Origin of the sequence: Streptomyces sp. NBC_01176, assembly GCF_045039825.1 — a bacterium.
GTDB lineage: Bacteria > Actinomycetota > Actinomycetes > Streptomycetales > Streptomycetaceae > Streptomyces.
In genome coordinates this window covers 4,166,331-4,186,334 of record NZ_CP108600.1, presented here as the reverse complement: position 1 = coordinate 4,186,334, position 20,004 = coordinate 4,166,331, and the positions used below count along the sequence as shown (strand labels likewise).

Sequence of the window (20,004 nt, the reverse complement as noted above, 5' to 3'; positions counted from 1 at the left end):
GGGCCCGTCCGCCTTCTCACCGCGGATCCGGGACCAGCCGCTCCGGACCGCTCGCCGTCGTCGCCTTGAGCCGGGCGCGCAGGGCCAGTTCCTCATGGGACAGCGGCCCCGGAGCGATCCGCGGAGGCAGACCGGTCACCGTGGCCCCCGGGGCGAGGGGCGGTTCGTAGTGGTCGGGGGCGGCCCTGAGGGTCAGCGAGGTGATGCCGATGAAGACGGCGGTGAAGGCCATCGCCGCACGGGTCCAGCGCTGGACCCGGCGCTCGCTGCTCCAGCGGACCATGAAGGGTTTCCCGGCCCGCAGCCGTTCCGTCCCGGCGACCTCGGCGAGCCGGCGGTGCAGCTGCTCGGGCGCCGCGAGCTCCGGCAGCCGGGTGGCCACGGTCTCGCGCGCGTGCAGCAGCCGGTTGGCCGCGGCCGGCGTGCTCGCCTCCGTCTCGGCCGCGGTCTCCGGCAGGTCGAGTCCGACACCGTCGTAGAGCAGCAGGGTCCGCCGGTGCATCGGCGGCAGTTCCAGGAGTACGGAGAGCAGCTCGCGGTCGGCTGGGTCGGCGGGCGGTGGCTCCTCGTGCCGGTACCGCGGGCGGATCCGGTGCCAGGGCGAGAGGGCGTACTCGTACGCGACCGCCCGCACCCACCCCGCCGGATCCCGGTCCACGGCCACCTCCGGCCATCGCTGCCAGGCCGACTGGAAGGCCCGCTCCACCGACTCGCACGCCAATTCGCGCCGCCCGGTGAGCAGATAGGTCTGCCGCAGGAGGGCGGGGGCGCAGAACCCGTAGAGCTCGTCGAAGGCCTGAGCGGGCGTCAGGCCGACCGGGACGGGTTGGTATCCGGGACCCCATCCGGGCCCGGCCGCGGGATTCGTCTCGGAGCCGGTGTGCGCCGCCTGCGGCCGCGGTGGCCTGGGGGGCGGCTGTTCGGGGCCGGCGGCGACACCGGCCAGGACGGGGACGGCCTCGTCCCGTGCGTCGCCCGGACGTGCGGCCTGCTCGCCGTCGCCGTCGCCGCGACGGCGGGGGGTCCGGCTGCTCAGACGTCCGCTCGGACGGTCGCCGGACGCGCCGGGGCGGTCGGGGACTCCGGGGCCGTCGAGGTCGTCGAGGTCGTCCGGGACGCTGCGGACGCCCTCCTGACGGCCGGTCACCTCATGGGGGTTCAGCAGCTCCGCGTACGCCTCCCGTTCGCGGCCGCACGGTGTCGTACGGCCGGACTCCCACGAGCGTACGGTCGCGGCGGTGACGCCCACCGCGGCCGCGATGTCGGCGTGGCTCAGCGACTTGGCCTCGCGCAGTCGGCGGCGCTCCTCGCGGCCGGGCAGGGGAGTCGCGGAGTCTCCTGTCGTTGCGGACCCCTCAGGGCTGCCTTTCCGTACGAAAAGGTACATAGCTGCATATTGAGCGACACATCCAAGCTTTCCCTGTTACGACGAGAAAGCGCGTGTCGTTGGGAGCATGACCGGGTGACACAGATGACCGACCACAGGCTTTCGTTGTCGCTCCTGATCACGCGGATGCGTCGCCGATCACCCGGACTGGCCGCCGGATTTCTGGGCGGTGCGCTCGCGGCGGGGCTCGGGCTCGGCTCGCTCGCCGTCCTCGTCATGATGCTCTGGATCAGCTCGCCGTACCCGGACAGCGGGCCCGGTGGCGCGCTGCACGTCGCCGCCGCGCTGTGGCTGCTCGCGCACGGAGTGGAGCTGGCCCGCACCGACACCCTGTCGGGCCTGCCCATGCCGGTGGGTCTCACCCCGCTGCTCCTGGCGCTGCTCCCCGTGTGGCTGCTGCACCGCGCGGCGCGCGACGCCGCGGACGCCGACGCCGGGGCCTCGGGACGCACCGTGTGGGCCGGGACCGTCGCGGGCTATCTGACCCTGAGCGCGGCGGCGCTGCTCTACACCGCGGGCGGCGAACTGCGGCCGTCCTGGGCATGGTCGGGTCTGTGCCTGCCACTGCTCACCGCGAGCGCGGCGGGGGCCGGGGTGTGGACGGCGTACGGGCACCCGCGCGGGCCGGTCCCGTTCTGGGTGGGCCGGGCTCTCGGTCGCCGGCCGTTGCCCGCCGGGGTGCGCCGCTGGGCCACCGGCGAGCTGCCGGCGCCGTGGGTCAGGCGGTGGCTCGGCGCTTCGGCACGGGCGGCGCTCGCCGGGGCGGCGGTGCTCGTCGGGGGCGGGGCGCTGCTGGTGGGGGTGTCGCTGGTGTGGCACGGCGATCTGGCGCGGGAGTCCTTCCAGCAGCTCACCGCGGTGTGGTCGGGGCGGTTCGCCGTACTCCTGCTCTGTCTGGCACTGGTGCCGAACGCGGCGGTGTGGGGGGCCGCTTACGGACTCGGGCCCGGTGTGGTGCTGGGGGCCGGACAGGTCGCGGGGCCCTTGTACGCGGCTGCGCCCGGGACGTTGCTGCCGCCGTTTCCGCTGCTGGCGGCGGTGCCGGCGGCCGGGGGGCCGTGGAGCTGGGCGGGGGCGGGGGTGCCGGTGGCGGCCGGGGTGACGGTGGTGTGGTTCCTGCGGAAGGCGGCCGGGGGGCGCGGGGGTGCGGCGGCCGGGGCCGGGGCCGGGCCAGGGGCAGGGGACGAAGGCTGGTCCCGGGGGCGGGTCGTCGCGGGGGTGGGGGTCGCGGGTGTCCTCTGCGGTCTGGTGATGGCGCTGCTCGCCGGGCTGGCGGGCGGACCGCTGGGGGTCGGCGCGCTGGCCCACTTCGGGCCGGTGTGGTGGCAGGTGGGGGGTGCCGTGATGGTGTGGACGGTGGGGGTGGGGGTTCCGCTGGGGGCGGTGGTGCCGGGAATCGGGCGGGGGCCTCGGCGGCTTTCCTGGGCGTCTTTGGTGCCTGTGGTGCCTGTGCTGTCCGTACCGGCGTGGTTGTCGTGGTCTTCGTGGTCTTCGTGGCGGGCGCGGGATGACGGGGCGCAGGAGTCGGCGTCGAGGCCGGGGGTGGGGGCGGTGGGGGCGCAGGCGGTCGGGGGGTCGGTCCTTGTGCCGGAGCCGGAGGGTGAACGGGATCCCAGTCATGCGCCGTACGACCTTCTGCCGTCCGACGACGACCCGGGGATGGCGTCGTGGCACGAGGATGTGGTGCGGGAGGCGCGGTGGGCGGCGTTGCGGGAGGCGTCGTCGTCGGTGGAGGTGCGGGATCCGGATTCGGAGGGCTGAGGGAATGCACGGGTTTCTCGCCCCCGCCGCCCCTACCCGACCCATCCCGTACCTGGGGGCTCCGCCCCAGACCCCGCCAAGGGGCTCCGCCCCCTGGACCCCCATCGCCCGAAGGGCTCGTCCTCAAACGCCGGACGGGCTGAAATGCGTGAGCCCGGACGTCACCTTCGAGGGCGACCCATCAGCGCGGGCCCGCCATCCCGCAGATGCCGACATCTCCAGCGCACGCCGAAGCCTCCAGTCCAGGCCCGCACCTCCAGCCCGTGCGGAGCCGTCCAGCGCGGGCTCGCACGCCGAAGGCTTCGGCGTGGTCCCGCGCCTCCAGCCCGTCCGGCGATTGGGGACAAGGCCGTTCAGACCGGAGCGGGGGGGCCGGGGGCGGCAGCCCTCGGAGGTGGGGACGCGCTAGTTCTGTGTCCCCAGCACACCCCGCAGCTCCTTCGGCAGAAGCTGGTTGCAGGACTGCTTCGCCGCATTGGTGAGCGCGTCGTTCGTGCACGAGTAGTAGTCGCTGTAGACGAGCTGCGCGGAGAACATCGCGGCGACCATGGCGATGGCGAGGGACGCGGTGACGAGGCCGCTGACGGCCGCGGTCGTCTGGGGGCGGCTGTTCGGGTCGGGTGCCGGCGCGTCCGGGTCCGGCTTGCGGGGCTTGGCGCGCAGGGCGCTGACTCCCCAGTACAGCGCGAGCGCGCCGAGCAGCAGGGCCACGTACGGCCAGCTGAACAGGGCGAAGAAGAAGGCCCACATGCCGGAGAGCAGCGCGTAGCGTGCCCGGCGCTGGGCGGGGTCCGTCGGGTCCCAGCGCATTCCGGAGGCAGGACCGCCACCGGGTCCTTCCGGGCCGCCCTGGCCCTGCGGCGCCCCGGGCCGCTCACCGAAGCCGCCGCCGCTCGAGCGGCCCGGCTGCTGGTCGCTCCACTGGCTGCCCCAGGGGGAGTGCTGTCCGGAGCCGCTGCCGTTCTCGTCCGGGCCCTGTCCGCCGCCCTGTCCGCCCGCGGGCCGTCTGGGCTGCCAGGGCCGGTCGGGCGTGCCCTCCGGCGGCGGCGCGAAAGGATTGTGGTCGTCGGAGCCGGAGCCGGAGCCGGAGCCGGAGCCGGAGCCGGACCCCGAGCCGCTCCCACCTGCCGAGCCGCCCCCGCCCGAGGAGTCGCGTCCGCCCGAGGAGTCGCCCCTGCCCGAGGGCGTGTCCCCGTTCTCCCGCGGCGGGGTGGGCGAAGGGCGCCGCTCGCGCAGCAGGAGCGGAGGGAGTCGGAGACTGCGGTCCGGCATCAGGTGTGCGTCTTCCCCTTGGTGGTTCTGGCGGGCGGCGTGTCCGCACGGCTTCGTGCTCGCGACGCGTACCCCGGGTTTGCTGTCCAGGACTCGCACCCAGGGTTCGTACCCCGGACGTTCGTCCCCGGGGCGTCTGCCCCGGATGTTCCTGTCCGTCCCTGGTCAACGTCCCGCAGACACAGGGCGTTCCCCATGCCGAACGGTGTTCCCGGGAGGTTCCTCCCCAGACGCTACCTTCCGGCCACGCCCCCGTCCCGTGGGGGCTGCCCGGTGTGCCGGTATCGTTGCTGACGGTCGGCCGGTTCGTAGACTTCCCCGTATCCCGGGGCGCGAAGCATTCGTACGACCGTACAAACGCTCCCCCGAGAAAGGGCCCCGTCGTGGCCAAGGCCAAGCGCCTCGTCGTGCTGGTCTCCGGATCAGGCACGAATCTGCAGGCACTGCTCGACGCCGTCGCGGAGGCAGGGCCCGAGGGCTACGGGGCCCGGATCGTGGCGGTCGGCGCCGACCGCGACGGCATCGAGGGGCTCGCGCGCGGTGAGCGGGCGGGACTGCCCACCTTCGTCCGGCGCGTGAAGGACTACGGCACCCGGGACGAGTGGGACGCGGCGCTCACCGAGGCGGTCGCCGCCCATGAGCCCGACCTCGTGATCTCCGCCGGGTTCATGAAGATCGTGGGGAAGCAATTCCTCGCCAGGTTCGGCGGGCGGTTCGTCAACACGCACCCCGCCCTGCTGCCGAGTTTCCCCGGGGCCCACGGTGTGCGCGAGGCGCTCGCGTACGGCGCGAAGGTCACCGGATGCACCGTCCACTTCGTCGACGACGGCGTCGACACCGGACCGATCATCGCTCAGGGCGTGGTCGAGGTCCGGGACGAGGACGACGAGAGCGCTCTGCACGAGCGCATCAAGGAAGTCGAGCGAGAACTGCTCGTCGATGTCGTGGGGCGGCTCGCCCGCAACGGCTATCGCATTGAGGGACGAAAGGTAGTTATCCAGTGACCGCCGACAGCACAGTCACGGCCGAGGGCACTGCGGGCACCAGGCGGGCCATCCGGCGCGCGCTCGTCAGTGTCTACGACAAGACCGGGCTCGAAGAGCTCGCGCGCGGGCTGCACGAGGCCGGTGTCGAGCTGGTGTCCACCGGCTCCACCGCCGCCCGCATCGCCGCGTCCGGCGTCCCCGTCACCAAGGTCGAGGAACTCACCGGCTTCCCCGAGTGCCTCGACGGCCGTGTCAAGACCCTGCACCCCCGGGTCCACGCGGGCATCCTCGCCGACCTGCGCCTCGACAGCCACCGGGAGCAGCTCGCCGAGCTCGGCGTCGAGCCGTTCGACCTCGTCGTGGTGAACCTCTACCCCTTCCGTGAGACGGTCGCCTCGGGCGCGACGCCCGACGAGTGCGTCGAGCAGATCGACATCGGCGGTCCCTCGATGGTGCGGGCGGCCGCAAAGAACCATCCGTCCGTCGCCGTCGTCACCAGCCCGGACCGCTACGCCGCCGTCCTGGCCGCCGTAGAGGAGGGGGGCTTCGAGCTCACCGCCCGCAAGCGGCTCGCGGCGGAGGCCTTCCAGCACACCGCCTCGTACGACGTCGCCGTCGCCTCCTGGTTCGCGGACGACTACGCCGCGGCCGACACCAGCGGCTTCCCCGACTTCCTCGGGCACACCTACGAGCGGAAGAACACCCTGCGCTACGGGGAGAACCCGCACCAGGGCGCCGCGCTGTACGTCGACGGCACGGGCGGCCTCGCCGAGGCCGAGCAGCTGCACGGCAAGGAGATGTCGTACAACAACTACACGGACACGGACGCCGCGCGCCGTGCCGCGTACGACCACGAGGACCCCTGCGTCGCGATCATCAAGCACGCCAACCCGTGCGGCATCGCCGTCGCCTCGAGCGTCGCCGAGGCGCACCGCAAGGCGCACGCCTGTGACCCGCTCTCCGCGTTCGGCGGCGTGATCGCGGTCAACCGGCCGGTGACCAAGGAGATGGCGGAGCAGGTCGCGGACATCTTCACCGAGGTCATCGTGGCGCCGGAGTACGAGGACGGCGCGCTCGAAGCCCTCACCAAGAAGAAGAACATCCGGGTCCTGCGCGCCCACCGGGCGCCCGCCAACCCGGTCGAGGTCAAGCAGATCGACGGCGGCGCGCTGCTCCAGGTCACCGACCGGCTCCAGGCCGACGGCGACAACCCGGCGAGCTGGACGCTGGCCACCGGTGACGCGCTCGGCCAGGGCGAGCTGGACGAACTGGCCTTCGCCTGGCGGGCCTGCCGCGCGGTGAAGTCCAACGCCATCCTGCTCGCCAAGGACGGTGCCTCGGTCGGCGTCGGCATGGGCCAGGTCAACCGCGTCGACTCCGCGAAGCTGGCGGTCGAGCGGGCGGGCGCCGAGCGGGCCCGCGGTGCGTACGCCGCCTCGGACGCGTTCTTCCCCTTCCCCGACGGCCTGGAGATCCTCGCCGAGGCGGGTGTCAGGGCCGTGGTGCAGCCGGGCGGTTCGGTCCGTGACGAGCTGGTGGTGGAGGCCGCGAAGAAGGCCGGCATCACGATGTACTTCACCGGGACGCGTCACTTCTTCCACTGAGCGCCGGCTGCTCATCATCGATCACTGACGTCGATCGCTGATCGCACACGTCCGACGGCGGTTTCCGGCTCCCCTTCCGGGAGGGCTGGAAACCGCCGTCAGCGCGTCGGCGGACCGGTGTCGGTGACAGCGGGCAGCAGGCAGTGGGCATGGGGTAGTGGGCAGTTGGGCGGAACTCAGTACTTCGGGCGGTTGAACCAGGCCTCGCCGTCGGCCTTGCCGACGAACACCGCGATGAGGATCGCGAGCACGGTGTGCGCCAGACCGACGATGATGAACGGGTAGATGCCGAGGATCGCGGTCAGGATGCCGAACACCATCGTGGTGATGCGCACGCCGTTGCCGCCGTTGGCGCACTTCACACCGAGCCAGATCGCGAGAACACCCCAGGCCAGCACCGCGACCGTCACGCCCCACAGGGCGCCGGCCGAGTAGTCGGCGAGCTGCTGGAAGCGGACGTCGTCCTTGAGCTCCGCGTTGTTCTTCGCGGCCGAGACGGCGACCGCGGAGAACGCGATCAGAATGGCGCCGAGTACCTGGAGACCGCCGATGACGAACAGCATCACGCGCGCGGACTTCACCCCGCCGGGCATCACCATCGGGCCGCCGGGGTAGCCGCCGTACGGCGACTGCTGGACCGGCGGGGCCTGCGGGTAGCCGTATCCGGGCTGCTGCGGGGCGTCCTGGGGGTAGCCGTAGCCGGGCTGGCCCTGGGGCGGGTAACCCGACGGCTGGCCCTGCGGGGGACCGTAGGGGTTGTTCGGGTCGCCGAAACTCATGGCGGGGTTTCCTCCGTTGCCTGGTGCAGGGACGAGGCGCGGCACGGTGCGGAGGAGAGTTTCTGCAGAGCGGTCCGTCCCCCCGGTACTGCCCGCGGCACTGTGTCGTTCATCGTTCTCAATGCCTTCCTTATTTGTCCAGAGTGCTTCCGGGTGCGTTGTGCATGTGTTGTGCAAGTGCAACATCGCTGATCACGGCGGGATCGGGGGAGACGAGGGCGCGGGGGAGGCGCCCGGATTGGAACCAGGAGCGGGTCATCCGCGAGGATGGGACCATGACCGCCCAGATTCTCGATGGCAAGGCCACCGCAGCCGCGATCAAGTCCGATCTGACCGTCCGCGTGGCGGCCCTGAAGGAGAAGGGCGTCACGCCCGGCCTGGGGACCGTCCTGGTGGGCGACGACCCCGGCAGCCAGAAGTACGTCGCGGGCAAGCACCGCGACTGCGCGCAGGTGGGCATCGCCTCCATCCAGCGTGAACTGCCCGCGACCGCCACGCAGGAGGAGATCGAGGCGGTGGTGCGGGAACTCAACGAGGACCCCGCGTGCACCGGCTACATCGTTCAGCTCCCGCTCCCCAAGGGCATCGACGAGAACCGCATCCTGGAGCTGATGGACCCGGACAAGGACGCGGACGGACTGCACCCGATGAACCTCGGCCGCCTCGTGCTGAACGAGCCGGCCCCGCTGCCCTGCACCCCGAACGGCGTCCTCACCCTCCTGCGTCGCTACGGCGTGGAGATCAAGGGTGCCGAGGTCGTGGTCGTCGGCCGCGGGGTGACCATCGGCCGTCCGATGCCGCTGCTGCTGACGCGGCGCAGCGAGAACGCGACCGTGACCCAGTGCCACACCGGTACCCGGGACCTCTCCGCGCACCTGAAGCGCGCCGACATCATCATCGCCGCGGCCGGCTCCGCGCACCTCGTCCGCGCCGAGGACGTGAAGCCGGGCGCCGCCGTCCTCGACGTCGGCGTCTCGCGCAGCGCCGAGGGCAAGATCGTCGGCGATGTCCACCCGGACGTCGCCGAGGTCGCGGCGTGGATCTCCCCGAACCCGGGCGGCGTCGGCCCGATGACCCGTGCCCAGCTGCTCGTCAACGTGGTGGAAGCGGCGGAGCGCAGTGTCGGCTGACGGCAGCTCGGAGAGGGCCGACTCCGCATCGGCCGTACGGGAAGCGGAGGCAGTGGCGGAAGCCACCGTGCGGGCCGAGGCGTCCGCACGGACGGATGGGGCCGCACGGACGGATGGGGCCGCACGGTCCGAGGGGGCCGCGCCGGGCGTGACGGGGGCGCGGGCCGAGGCCGAGGCGCCGGACGCCGCCGGGTCCGGGGACGGCTCCGGGTCCGGGGACGACGCCGAGGAGGGCGACCCCGGTGCGATCGACGCGGTGAGTGCCCCGGACGCCGAGGGGCGGCCGCGCCGCACCACCCGCCGCTTCCCGCTGTTCACGAAGGACACCGCGCGGCCCGAGGGCGGCGGCCGGGCGGCATCGGGCGACGCCCCGGCCCCGGCCCGCCAGTGGCCCATCCTGGCCGTGCTGGGTTCCGTCGGGCTCGGCCTGCTGCTGGTCGCGCTGGACGCGTTCCGGTTCGGCACGATCCTGATCGGCGCCGCCCTGCTGGCCGGTGCCGTGATGCGCTGGATGCTGCCCGACGTGGGCATGCTCGCGGTCCGTTCCCGCTTCACGGACATGGTCACGTACGGCGTGCTGGGCCTCGCCATCGTGCTGCTCGCGCTGATGGCACAGCCCAGCCCATGGCTGGTGATCCCGTTCCTGGACGACACGCTGCACTTCACGGTCCGCTGAGACCCCCGCGCCGTCCGCGCACGGCGCCGCGACCCGTCCTCTCCCCCGAGTAAGGACGGGCCGCGGCCGGGCGGCCGTACCGCCCGGGGACAACCCTTCTGCACCGGGACGGGCCGTACAACAGCCGGCAGTTCGCTGTGGCACGGAAGTGACCGTTCCGCCACCGTGTCCGCGTCGCGTGACGGGAACCGTCCCACCGTCCGGCGCCGTCCCTCGCTCACAGGGGACGCCGGGAGGCGGACGAGCGCCTACGGAACGCCGCAGGAGGTGGGTGAGCGATGGGTGCCTGGCAGCCGCTGCCGGAGGAACTTCCCGCGGAGGTACGGCACTTCGTCGAGCAGGTACGGCTGCTCAAGGACAGCACCGGGCTGAGCCTGGTCGCGCTGGGCGCGCGCACCGCGTACAGCAAGTCGTCCTGGCAGCGCTACCTCAACGGGACCCAGCCGCCACCCCGGCAGGCGGTCGCGGCCCTGTGCCGGGTCGCGGGTCTCACCGGTGCCGATGCCGAACGCTTCGGCGTGCGGTGGGAGTTGGCGGTACGGGTCTGGCCCCGCGAGCCCGCGCCCGCACGTCTCCCCGTGGGCGGACCACCCCCCGGTGGGCGTGACGGCGCGCACGACGGACACGGTGCGCACGACGGACACGGTGCGCACGACGGACACGATGCGCACGACGGACACGATGCGCACGACGGACACGATGCGCACGACGGACGTGACGGACACGGCGGCGCGGGGCAGGGTGCGGACGACCGTGCGGGCCCGTGCGGGTACGAGGAGGAGCCCACGCTTCCGTGGTGGGACCTGCTCGACGAGGAACCCGCGCCCGGTCCGCGCTCGGGACGTCTCCTCCTCTACGCCGCCCTGCTCGTCCTCGCGCTCCTCCTCGTCGCGGTCGCGGGTGCCGTCACTCTCGGGTGACTTGATAGCCCGTTCACGACCGGCGGGGGTCGCACCCGCGTTCCCGCTGTGCCGAGGTCCTGGCAGGTTCGAGGACCGAGCCCGGTCCGTTCCGACCGGCGCCTGTGCGGAGGTCGGGAGTCCTTCTGGCCGGAGCGGGGGAAATGGGACACTGGGAGCGCGGCCCGACGGGCGTGCAACGGCGCGTGCCCCGGCCCGAACGCTCCTGTGCGCCCCCGTCGCGGGAACTGAGGTCCCGGCCGGACGCATCCCTGTGGGTAACGAGAACGGGGACTCGGCGGCGACGGGCCCCTCCCTTGCCCGCACGCGGGGGAGAGCCCGGGGGAGCCGCGCGGGGGGAAATGTCAGGCACGCACGGGGGGAAAGAAGCAGGGGGGAACAGCAATGCCTCGTTGGAAGGCCTTGCCGGATGAACTCGATCCGCAGGTCAGGGAGTTCGCCGGCCAGCTGCGCCGATTGGTCGACCGGAGCGGGCTGAGTGTCGCCGCCCTGGCCGACCGTACGGGCTACAGCAGGACGTCCTGGGAGCGTTACCTCAACGGCCGGCTTCTCGCGCCCAAGGGTGCGATCGTCGCCCTGGCCGAGGTGACCGGGACCAGTCCCGTTCATCTGACCACCATGTGGGAGCTCGCCGAGCGTGCCTGGAGCCGTTCGGAGATGCGCCACGACATGACCATGGAAGCGATCCGCATCTCCCAGGCGCGGGCGGCGCTCGGGGAGTCCGGGGCGTCCCCGGCGAACGGGAGCGACGGCAAGCAGGCACGCAAGGGCCGCGGCGCGATCGTGACGCCCGGGATCGCCGGGCCCGCGGGTGTGTCGCCGTCGGTACCGCCGCAGCCGACCGCGGCGGACGTGGAGGACTCGGTGCCCGGGGCCTCGTCGCCGAACGCGGGTGGTGTGCGCGGCGGTTCCTCGTCCGGTGGGTCCTCCTCCGGCGGTTCCTCGTCCGGAGGGGCCTCGCGGGGCGGTGGGGGCGGTGGCTGGGGGGCCGTCGCCACGCCGTCGTCCGGGGGCGCGGGGCGGTTCGGGCCGCCGGTGGCGGCCGGTCCGGCCGGTCCGGCCGGACCCACCCCGTCCGCCGGTGGTCCGCCGGCCGGTGGCCGGCCGGCCGCCGGGAAGTCTCCCGACGGGGCCTCGCCCGGCGGAGCGTCGGCCGACGGGGCGCGGCGCAAGCGGCGGTTGACGATGTTCCTCGCGGGTGTCGTGGGTGCGCTCGTCGTCATCGCCGTGGCCGTCCTCCTCACCGGGGGTGGCGGTGACAAGAAGGAGCAGGGCACGCCCAAGGCGCCCACGACGTCCGCCTCCGTCCACCCCGACCTGCCGGCCGGGGTGAAGTGCAGTGGCGGCGACTGCACGGGCAAGGACCCGGAGAACATGGGCTGCGGGGGGCAGTTGGCGACCACTCCCACCAGCATCACTGTCGGTACGACGCTCGTCGAGGTCCGCTACAGCAAGACCTGTGCCGCGGCCTGGGCCCGCATCACGCAGGCCGTGGCCGGTGACTCGGTCGTGGTGTCCGCCGCCGGTGTGCCGCAGCAGACCGGTTCGGTGGACACCGACACTGATGCGTACACCCCGATGATCGCCGTCAAGGGTGCCGGTGAGGCGAAGGCCTGCGTGACGTTGAAGTCGGGGCAGCGGGGGTGTACGCGGTGAGGTAGCAGGGGCTGGGGTGGTGGGGGTAGTTCGAGGGAGGTTTCTTCGCCCCCGCCGCCCTTACCCGACCCATCCCTGGGGGCTCCGCCCCCAGACCCCCCGCCAAGGGGCCGCGCCCCCTGGACCCCCGCTTCGCCCGAAGGGCTCGTCCTCAGACGCCGGACGGGCTGAATTGCATGACCCCGGGCGTCAGCCTTCGAAGGCGACCCATCAGTGAGGGCCCGCGAGGCCGTTCAGGCGGCAGCCCCCAGGGGTGAGAACAACGGGCGCGGGTGACGGTTGGCGGATGACGGTTGATGGGGCGCTCGGAAAGTGGGGGGAATGGTCGGGCCCGGCGCGGGCAGGCGGACAGATAACCCCCACGGGATCCGGCGACGCCCGGGAGGGGCGGGACGTGCACCCGCCCCCGGGACGGACCCCGGCACCCCCTCGGTGGCCGCCGCCCCCTTCCCCCCCGGGGCCGGCGGCCGCCCGTTCGGGGCCTCTGTGGGGTGGGCCACACGGGACCCGGCCGTCGGGGGTGTCGGATGCGCGATAGCCTGACGGCGGATCTCTCTTGACGCCGAGAGATCGATCATCGGCACCTTTGATCGATCATTGCGGTGGACGCAGGGGACGATCCTGCACCCCGGGGCAGGGACGCCCCACCGCCAGCTGTCATACGGAGAACGCCATGACCCGCACTCCCGTGAACGTCACCGTCACCGGCGCGGCCGGCCAGATCGGTTACGCCCTGCTCTTCCGCATCGCCTCCGGCCAGCTGCTCGGCGCGGACGTGCCGGTCAAGCTGCGCCTCCTGGAGATCACGCCGGCGCTGAAGGCCGCCGAGGGCACCGCCATGGAGCTCGACGACTGCGCCTTCCCGCTCCTCGCGGGGATCGACATCACGGACGACCCGAACGTGGCCTTCGACGGCACGAACGTCGCCCTGCTCGTCGGCGCCCGCCCGCGTACCAAGGGCATGGAGCGCGGCGACCTGCTGTCGGCCAACGGCGGCATCTTCAAGCCGCAGGGCAAGGCCATCAACGACCACGCCGCGGACGACGTCAAGGTCCTCGTCGTGGGCAACCCGGCGAACACCAACGCCCTCATCGCGCAGGCCGCCGCTCCGGACGTACCGGCCGAGCGCTTCACCGCGATGACCCGTCTGGACCACAACCGCGCGCTGACGCAGCTCGCGAAGAAGACCGGCACGACGGTCGCGGACATCAAGCGCCTCACCATCTGGGGCAACCACTCCGCCACCCAGTACCCGGACATCTTCCACGCCACGGTCGCCGGCAAGAACGCCGCCGAGGTCGTGAACGACGAGAAGTGGCTCGCCGAGGACTTCATCCCGACCGTCGCCAAGCGCGGTGCCGCGATCATCGAGGCGCGTGGCGCCTCCTCCGCCGCCTCCGCGGCCAACGCCGCCATCGACCACGTGCACACCTGGGTCAACGGCACGGCGGACGGCGACTGGACCTCCATGGGCATCCCGTCGGACGGTTCGTACGGCGTCCCGGAGGGGATCATCTCCTCCTTCCCCGTCACCACCAAGGACGGGCAGTACGAGATCGTCCAGGGCCTGGACATCAACGAGTTCTCCCGCGCCCGTATCGACGCCTCCGTCAAGGAGCTCGAGGAGGAGCGCGACGCGGTCCGCGGTCTCGGTCTCATCTGAGCCCTCGCACCCCGCCGCACCTCGCGGTACCCCACGCAGGCCCCGCCCGGGTTTCCCGGGCGGGGCCTGCGCCGTTCCTGTGAATAAACGCGGCAGGGATGCCACACGACCCCTATGCTGTGACGCCGGACACACCAACGCGTGTGCGGAACACGGCAGTTCACGCCTCGGGGGAGCAGCGTTGACGCAGACATTCCAGTTACCTCAGCAACCACAGCCACCCCGGACCACCGTGACCGGCGAGCCCGGTGTGCCGCCGGGGGCGAGTGAGGCGACGCGGCTGCTCTGCGCGGGCACCTACCTGGACGCGGGCTACCGCGACGCGGTGATCGAGGAGCTGTACGTCCACGAGGAGCGCCTCGCCGCCCCCTCGCTCGGCCACGACGCGGCGCGCGTCCTGGCCCACGCCCTGCGCGCACGCCGGCTCGACGTGGGCTGGGCGGCCGCGATCCTCGGACTGTGGGCGGTGGGTTTCCCGCTCTCCAACTACCTGCTGGCCGCCCTGCTGCTCCCGTGTCTGGTGCTCGCCACCGCCTCCTGGATCCGGGGCGCGCGGGAACGCCCCCCGTGGTACCGGAGATTCCCCGCGTGGTGGCTGCGCTGGTGGGGGCGGATTTTCCTGATCTACGCCTCGGTCACGACGGTGCGCGCGGCCTTCGGCGTCGTGGACCAGCGGGAACTCTACGAATTCTTCGACGCCTTCCTCCCCACCCCGCTGGCGACGGCGCTCTTCGAGCACGGCGGGGTGCGCATCCGGCCGGTCAACGCCTGGTCCGCGCTGCTCGTCCTGCTGCTGGTGGCGGTGTGCGTCGCCGTGCAGCGCGGTCAGTTCGCGCGGGCGCTCGCGCACGAGCTGCACCCGGCGCGTTTCGGCGACATGGCCGCCGACCCGGCCGAACTCTCCGAGGGACGGCGCTTCCAGCGGCTGCGGCAGCGCATCCGCGTCGAGCAGCACTCGCCCCTGGTGATGTACCACGCGGCGCACCCCTTCTGCGGTGCCGGGCAGGCGTACGACACCTGGAGTCTCGCCGTCGAGCTTCGGCCGGACCCGGAGCGCCGGGAGCCGCCGCTGCCCATCAACAACCGGGTGATCCTCGACCGGATCCACGAGCTGCTGGCGCGGTTGCGACTGCCCTCGCCGCACGCCGGGGGCGCGGTCCGGGACCGGCTGCGCCGCCTGGAGATCGACGAGTGCGTGTTCCTGCCGGTGGCGGGGCTGCCCCGCAGGGACCTCGCGCCGTACCACCAGGACGCGTTCGTCCTGCACAGCGCCGAGTCGGTCGAGGAGGGCGGCGAGACCCGCCGGCACTTCCTGCGGGCACGGGTCGGCGGCTGGGAGGAGGAGGTCGTCACCACCGTCTTCGTCCGCGTGCACACCCAGGGCGGCATGCTGATGCTGGAGATCGCCCCGCACGTCCTGCTGCCGGTCCGCGCCGACTTCGAGAACGCGGACCGCATCGCCCACCAGCACCGTCACAACAGCCCGCTGGGCAAGGCGGTGTGGGCGCTCGCGCGCACGCCTCGCTCGGCGCCTCTCGCGGCCGCGACAGTGGGCCGGGGAGTGGCCCTGACCTGGCGGATCCTCACCGCGGGCTACGGCGCGGCGATGCCGGACGGGCCCGCCCGGTCGGTGCGCGAGCTGGGCTCCGGGGACAGTGCCTCGCTCTTCCAGGACATGGACGTCACCCGCTATCTCAAGTCGATCCAGGACCGGGTCGCGCAGGGGGTGCGGCAGGTTCTGAAGGACTCGGGCTACCGGACCGACGAGTTCGCCCAGAAGGTCGTCAACGTGAGCGGCGGCAGCACCCTGATCGAGAACGCGCAGGGGGCGTTCGCCCTCGGTGACAACAACGTGGTCACCAACAGGGCGCCGAGTACGCCGAGTACGCCGAGTACGCCGGGCGTGCCGGACACGCCGGGCGCACCGAGTACGTCCGGTGCGCCGGGCCCGTCGAACGCGCCGGGCACGCCGAGCACAGCGAGCACACCGAACGGGGCGGGAGGGGATGGGAATGGCTGACGAACAGGCCGCCGGAAGAGGATCCATCAACATCAGCGGTGTCAGCGGGGCCTTCGCGATCGGCGACGGGAACAACGTCGTCAATCAGCCGGGCGCCGGAGCGCCGGGCCGCGACCCGGCGCACGAGGAGCTGCTGCGGCAGGTGCGTGAACTCCGCGCCGACCTGGGACGGCTGGTCGCCAGCAGCCAGACGGCCGGCCTGGACTCCGAACTCGCCGTGGCTCAGGCCGAGATCGAGGAGTCGGGCCGGGCGGGGCAGAGCCGGCTCGCCCGGCTCCGGCAGGCCCTCACGGACGCCGGCGCGCTGACCGGGCTGCTGGCCTCGGCGGGCGCGGTGGCCGAATCCGTCGCCGCGCTGCTGGGGAACTGACCGTGGCCGGCAAGGACGAGGTCCACTGGAACGCCGAGACGCAGAGCTGGGAGACGGGCGGCGCGCCGCGGGGCCGCTACACCCCGCCGCCTCCGCCGCGCCCGGAGTTCGAGCCGGTCCACCCGCCCACGCCCGCGCCCGCGCCCGGCCCGGGTGCTGCCCCTGGCCCGGCCCCGGGGGACGGCTCGGGTTCGGCTTCCGGCTCCGCCGGTGAATCCGCCACCGATCCCGCCACCGGCCCCGGCCCGGGTACCGACCAGCGGAGCCAGTACCCGGCCCCCGCCTTCTTCCCCGGCCCCGACCCGGGCGCGTACCACCCCGTCCACCCGGCCTACTCGACTCCTGGTCCCCTTCCCGCTCCGGGTCCCGCCTCGCGGCCCTCGGTGCGGCGCGTGGTCGCGGTGCTGACCGCGGCCCTGCTCGTCGGCGGGGCGGCGGGGTTCGGCGGCTGGTACCTGTGGAGCAGGGACAGCGGCGGTACGCACAAGGACGACGCCCGCACCAAGGTGTCCACCGCGCCCACCGGCCCGAGCGCCCAGGACCCCGCGCCCGTGTCCACGCCCGCACCGACCCTGGACGCCACCTCGGCCTCCCCGTCGCCGAGCGCTCTCCCGGCCGGATACCACCGGGTCTCCAACGGCGAGTTCGACACCGCCGTACCGGACGGCTGGCAGCCGGAGACGCAGAGCGGCAAGAACGGCGTCACGATCTACTTCTTCCGGGAGTCCGGCGGAGGACCCCGCTATCTCCAGGTCTTCCGGGTCAGCGAGGACGACCCCACCCCGCGCGGCACGCTCACGGCGGCCGAGAAGGACCTCAGGAAACAGCTGCCGGGCTACCACCGCAACAGTCTCACGACCGTGCCCGACGCCCGGGGCGAGGCCGCCGAGCTCGACTACTCCCACCCCAGCCAGAAGTGGGGCGTCGAGGTGCGCACCCTGGACCGGGTCGTCCCGGCCGGCGGCGGTGAGCTGTACGTCGTCCTCACCTCGGGACCGGCCGACGCATGGCCCGCGCAGCGGCAGGTCCAGGAGGCGGCGGTGACATCGTTCTGCCTGGCCGGCGCCTGCTGAACCGGGGTACCGCCCGTCACGGGAGCGGCTTCGGGAACGCTCGGAGTCGTTTCTCGAACCAGTGAGCGGCGTAGACGTTGTCGTCGTACCGGGGGATCTCCGCGTATCCGCACGCCCGGTACATCGACTGCGCCTCGGTGAGCACCGCGTGCGTGTCGAGCCGTACGACGGCGCAGCCGCGTCCGGCGGCCTCGCGCTCCAGCCCGTCGAGGATCCGTCGCGCCAGACCGAGCCGCCGGGCTCCTGGACGCACCCACACATGGCGGATCTCGCCGACCCCCGGTTCCAGGAGGCGGAGCGCCCCGCACCCCACGGGACGCCCTTCCTCGTACGCGACGAGGAAGGCACCCGAGTCCCCGGACACTTCTTCGGGCCGTACCAGGGCGGCGGGGTCGAACCCTTCCGGGAACCGCTGGTCGATGTCGGCGGCGTACCCCGCGAGGCAGTCGCGCGCGTCGGGCGAGGCGCCGTCGACGGACTCGACGGTGATGCCCGCCAGCCGCAGCAGCCGCTCGGCGGCGCCGATGGCGGCGGTGAGTTCGTCGCGCTGCCGCTCGTCGAGTCCGCCGAGCAGTCCTTCGGCGAGCGCGTCGGCCCGCCGGTTCTGCTCCTCGACCTCGGCGCGGCCGGCCGGCGTGAGCTCCGCGACCCGCAGCCGGCTGTCCTCGGCCGGCACGCTCACCCGAACCAGCCCCTGCGCCTCCAGTGCCCGGACCATCCGGCTCAGATATCCGGCGTCCAGGCCGAGCCGGTTCCGCAGCTCGCGCAGGGACACCCCGCCGCCCAGCTCGAACAGCAGCCGCGCCTCGCCGAGCGGCCGGTCCTGTCCGAGGTAGCGGTCGTCCAGGACTCCGATGCGGCGGGTGAAGTACCGGTTGAAGCGCCGGAGCGCCCGCACGTCCTCCGCAGACACTGTCTCCCTCATTCTTTGACTTTAGTCAAAGAAGAGGGAAGGGAGAAGGAGGGGAGGCCGGGCCGGCCACCCTGCCAGGCGTCGCTTCTGGTCGCATTTCTGCTGATTTTTCAGTGACACGGCGCACTTCCGGTCACCGATCGTGCATGCAATCCGGGTCGGGGGGCATGCGCTCCCGGTCCCCGAGAGTGACACGTACGTGACACAGGGGAACGGATCAGGAACGGAAGGCAGCACCGACCATGGCCGGACACCGGGCTCAGCAGGCAGAACAGACGCTCCACGTGGGCGGGGAGTGGCGCGCGGCCGCATCCCGCGCGACCCGCGAGATCCTCGACCCCGCGGACGCCAAGCCGTTTGCCGTGGTCGCGGAGGGTGACGAGAGGGACACCGACGCGGCCGTGGCGGCCGCGCGCGGCGCCTTCGACGCGGGCCCGTGGCCGCACACCCCCGTCGCCGAGCGCGCGGCCCTGCTGCGCCGCGTCGCCGACCTCCTGGTCCGCGACCGTGAGGAGCTCGGGCTGCTGGAGAGCCGGGACGCGGGCAAGACGGTCGAGGAGGGGCGCGTCGACATCGACTGCGTCGCGGACGCCTTCCGGTACTTCGCCGATCTCGTCGTGGGGGAGGGCGGCGGCCGGGTCGTCGACGCCGGGTCCGAGGACGTCCACAGTGTCGTCGTGCACGAGCCGGTGGGTGTCTGCGCACTGATCACGCCGTGGAACTATCCGCTGCTGCAGGCCAGTTGGAAGGTGGCGCCCGCCCTGGCCGCCGGGAACACCTTCGTGATCAAGCCGAGCGAGATCACGCCGCTGACGACGATCGCGCTGCTGCGGCTGCTCGTCGAGGCCGGTCTGCCGGCCGGGGTCGCCAATCTCGTCACCGGGCCCGGACACACGGTCGGCGCCCGCCTCGCCGAGCACCCCGACGTCGACCTCGTCTCCTTCACCGGTGGCCTGGTCAGCGGGACGAAGGTGGCCAGGGCCGCCGCCGACACCGTCAAGAAGGTCGCCCTCGAACTCGGCGGCAAGAACCCCAATGTCGTCTTCGCGGACGCCTGCGCGACGGACGAGGACTTCGACACCGCCGTCGACCAGGCGCTCAACGCCGCCTTCATCCACAGCGGCCAGGTCTGCTCGGCGGGCTCGCGTCTCCTCGTCGAGGAGTCCGTGCGCGAGCGCTTCGTCGCCGAACTCGCGCGCCGGGCCGGGCGGATCAGGCTGGGCCGCGGCACCGAGGAAGGTGTCGAGTGCGGCCCGCTGGTCTCCGAGCAGCAGCGGGAGAAGACCGAGGCGTACGTCGCCTCCGCGCTGGCTGAGGGTGCGGTGCTGCGGGCCGGCGGGCAGCGTCCGGAACCCTCCGACAGCAGGCCCGCCACCGGGTACTTCTACGAGCCGACCGTTCTCGACCAGTGCCACCGCGGGATGAAGGTGGTCCGCGAGGAGGTCTTCGGGCCCGTCCTGACGGTGGAGACCTTCCGTACCGAGGAGGAGGCCGTCGCGCTCGCCAACGACACCGAGTACGGGCTCGCGGGCGCCGTCTGGACCACCGACGCGGGCCGTGCCCGCCGGGTCGCCGGACGGTTGCGGCACGGCACCGTCTGGATCAACGACTTCCACCCCTATCTCCCGCAGGCGGAGTGGGGCGGCTTCGGGAAGAGCGGTGTGGGGCGCGAGCTGGGCCCGGCGGGCCTCGCCGAGTACCGCGAGACGAAGCACGTCTACCAGAACCTCGCGCCCAAGCCGGTCCGCTGGTTCGCGGGCTGATCCCCGTGACGCAACTCCCCACCGCCCCCAG

At 73.0% G+C, this 20,004-nt stretch carries 16 protein-coding genes; 12 read left to right on the top strand and 4 right to left on the bottom strand.

Annotated features, from left to right (window positions below):
• Positions 1-16 precede the first annotated feature (16 nt).
• Positions 17-1,387, bottom strand: coding sequence for an RNA polymerase sigma factor (locus OG199_RS17890; RefSeq protein ID WP_405830267.1), 1,371 nt, complete (start codon positions 1,385-1,387; stop codon positions 17-19).
• Positions 1,388-1,471: 84 nt separating this feature from the next.
• Between OG199_RS17890 and OG199_RS17885 the strand changes: the two genes are divergently transcribed.
• A complete protein-coding gene (locus OG199_RS17885; protein WP_405830265.1) occupies positions 1,472-3,148 on the top strand; it encodes a DUF6350 family protein in 1,677 nt (558 codons plus the stop codon).
• 405 nt (positions 3,149-3,553) lie between these two features.
• Here OG199_RS17885 and OG199_RS17880 read toward each other — a convergent pair whose 3' ends face one another.
• Entirely contained in the window at positions 3,554-4,420 is an 867-nt protein-coding gene (locus tag OG199_RS17880) for a hypothetical protein (protein WP_405830263.1), read from the bottom strand.
• A 383-nt stretch (positions 4,421-4,803) separates the two neighbouring features.
• Between OG199_RS17880 and purN the strand changes: the two genes are divergently transcribed.
• Positions 4,804-5,424: a phosphoribosylglycinamide formyltransferase gene (gene purN, locus OG199_RS17875; RefSeq protein WP_356797343.1), complete on the top strand. Its 621-nt coding sequence runs from the start codon at positions 4,804-4,806 to the stop codon at positions 5,422-5,424.
• Positions 5,421-7,010 (top strand): bifunctional phosphoribosylaminoimidazolecarboxamide formyltransferase/IMP cyclohydrolase, encoded by a 1,590-nt coding sequence (gene purH, locus OG199_RS17870; RefSeq protein WP_356797341.1) that lies wholly within the window; start codon positions 5,421-5,423, stop codon positions 7,008-7,010. The genes purN and purH overlap by 4 nt, the downstream gene beginning before the upstream one ends.
• Positions 7,011-7,186: 176 nt before the next feature.
• Here the strand turns inward: purH and OG199_RS17865 are convergent, their stop codons facing one another.
• Entirely contained in the window at positions 7,187-7,789 is a 603-nt protein-coding gene (locus OG199_RS17865; RefSeq protein ID WP_356797339.1) for a proline-rich domain-containing protein, read from the bottom strand.
• 275 nt (positions 7,790-8,064) lie between these two features.
• Between OG199_RS17865 and OG199_RS17860 the strand changes: the two genes are divergently transcribed.
• The 8 genes from OG199_RS17860 to OG199_RS17825 all read left to right on the top strand — a co-directional run bounded on the left by OG199_RS17860 (position 8,065) and on the right by OG199_RS17825 (position 17,297).
• Positions 8,065-8,919: a bifunctional methylenetetrahydrofolate dehydrogenase/methenyltetrahydrofolate cyclohydrolase gene (locus OG199_RS17860; RefSeq protein ID WP_037626775.1), complete on the top strand. Its 855-nt coding sequence runs from the start codon at positions 8,065-8,067 to the stop codon at positions 8,917-8,919.
• Between the two features lie 247 nt (positions 8,920-9,166).
• Positions 9,167-9,595: a DUF3017 domain-containing protein gene (locus tag OG199_RS17855; protein WP_405834579.1), complete on the top strand. Its 429-nt coding sequence runs from the start codon at positions 9,167-9,169 to the stop codon at positions 9,593-9,595.
• Between the two features lie 278 nt (positions 9,596-9,873).
• Positions 9,874-10,515, top strand: a complete 642-nt coding sequence (locus tag OG199_RS17850; RefSeq protein WP_405830260.1) for a helix-turn-helix domain-containing protein — start codon at positions 9,874-9,876, stop codon at positions 10,513-10,515.
• A gap of 384 nt (positions 10,516-10,899) precedes the next feature.
• Complete coding sequence (locus OG199_RS17845; RefSeq protein ID WP_401805567.1) at positions 10,900-12,171, top strand: XRE family transcriptional regulator; 1,272 nt, start codon at positions 10,900-10,902, stop codon at positions 12,169-12,171.
• Between the two features lie 673 nt (positions 12,172-12,844).
• On the top strand, positions 12,845-13,834 hold the full coding sequence (locus OG199_RS17840) for a malate dehydrogenase (RefSeq protein WP_356797331.1): 990 nt from the start codon (positions 12,845-12,847) through the stop codon (positions 13,832-13,834).
• 181 nt (positions 13,835-14,015) lie between these two features.
• Positions 14,016-15,854 (top strand): hypothetical protein, encoded by a 1,839-nt coding sequence (locus OG199_RS17835; RefSeq protein ID WP_356797329.1) that lies wholly within the window; start codon positions 14,016-14,018, stop codon positions 15,852-15,854.
• On the top strand, positions 15,847-16,224 hold the full coding sequence (locus OG199_RS17830) for a hypothetical protein (RefSeq protein ID WP_356797327.1): 378 nt from the start codon (positions 15,847-15,849) through the stop codon (positions 16,222-16,224). Before OG199_RS17835 ends, OG199_RS17830 begins: the two co-directional genes overlap by 8 nt.
• A gap of 2 nt (positions 16,225-16,226) precedes the next feature.
• On the top strand, positions 16,227-17,297 hold the full coding sequence (locus OG199_RS17825) for a hypothetical protein (RefSeq protein WP_356797325.1): 1,071 nt from the start codon (positions 16,227-16,229) through the stop codon (positions 17,295-17,297).
• A gap of 16 nt (positions 17,298-17,313) precedes the next feature.
• On the opposite strand, the gene OG199_RS17820 is transcribed toward OG199_RS17825, so the two are convergent.
• Complete coding sequence (locus OG199_RS17820; RefSeq protein WP_401805573.1) at positions 17,314-18,222, bottom strand: GNAT family N-acetyltransferase; 909 nt, start codon at positions 18,220-18,222, stop codon at positions 17,314-17,316.
• Between the two features lie 230 nt (positions 18,223-18,452).
• Here OG199_RS17820 and OG199_RS17815 point away from each other — a divergent pair, with 230 nt between their 5' ends.
• On the top strand, positions 18,453-19,973 hold the full coding sequence (locus OG199_RS17815) for an aldehyde dehydrogenase family protein (protein ID WP_356797321.1): 1,521 nt from the start codon (positions 18,453-18,455) through the stop codon (positions 19,971-19,973).
• The last annotated feature ends 31 nt before the right edge of the window (positions 19,974-20,004 follow it).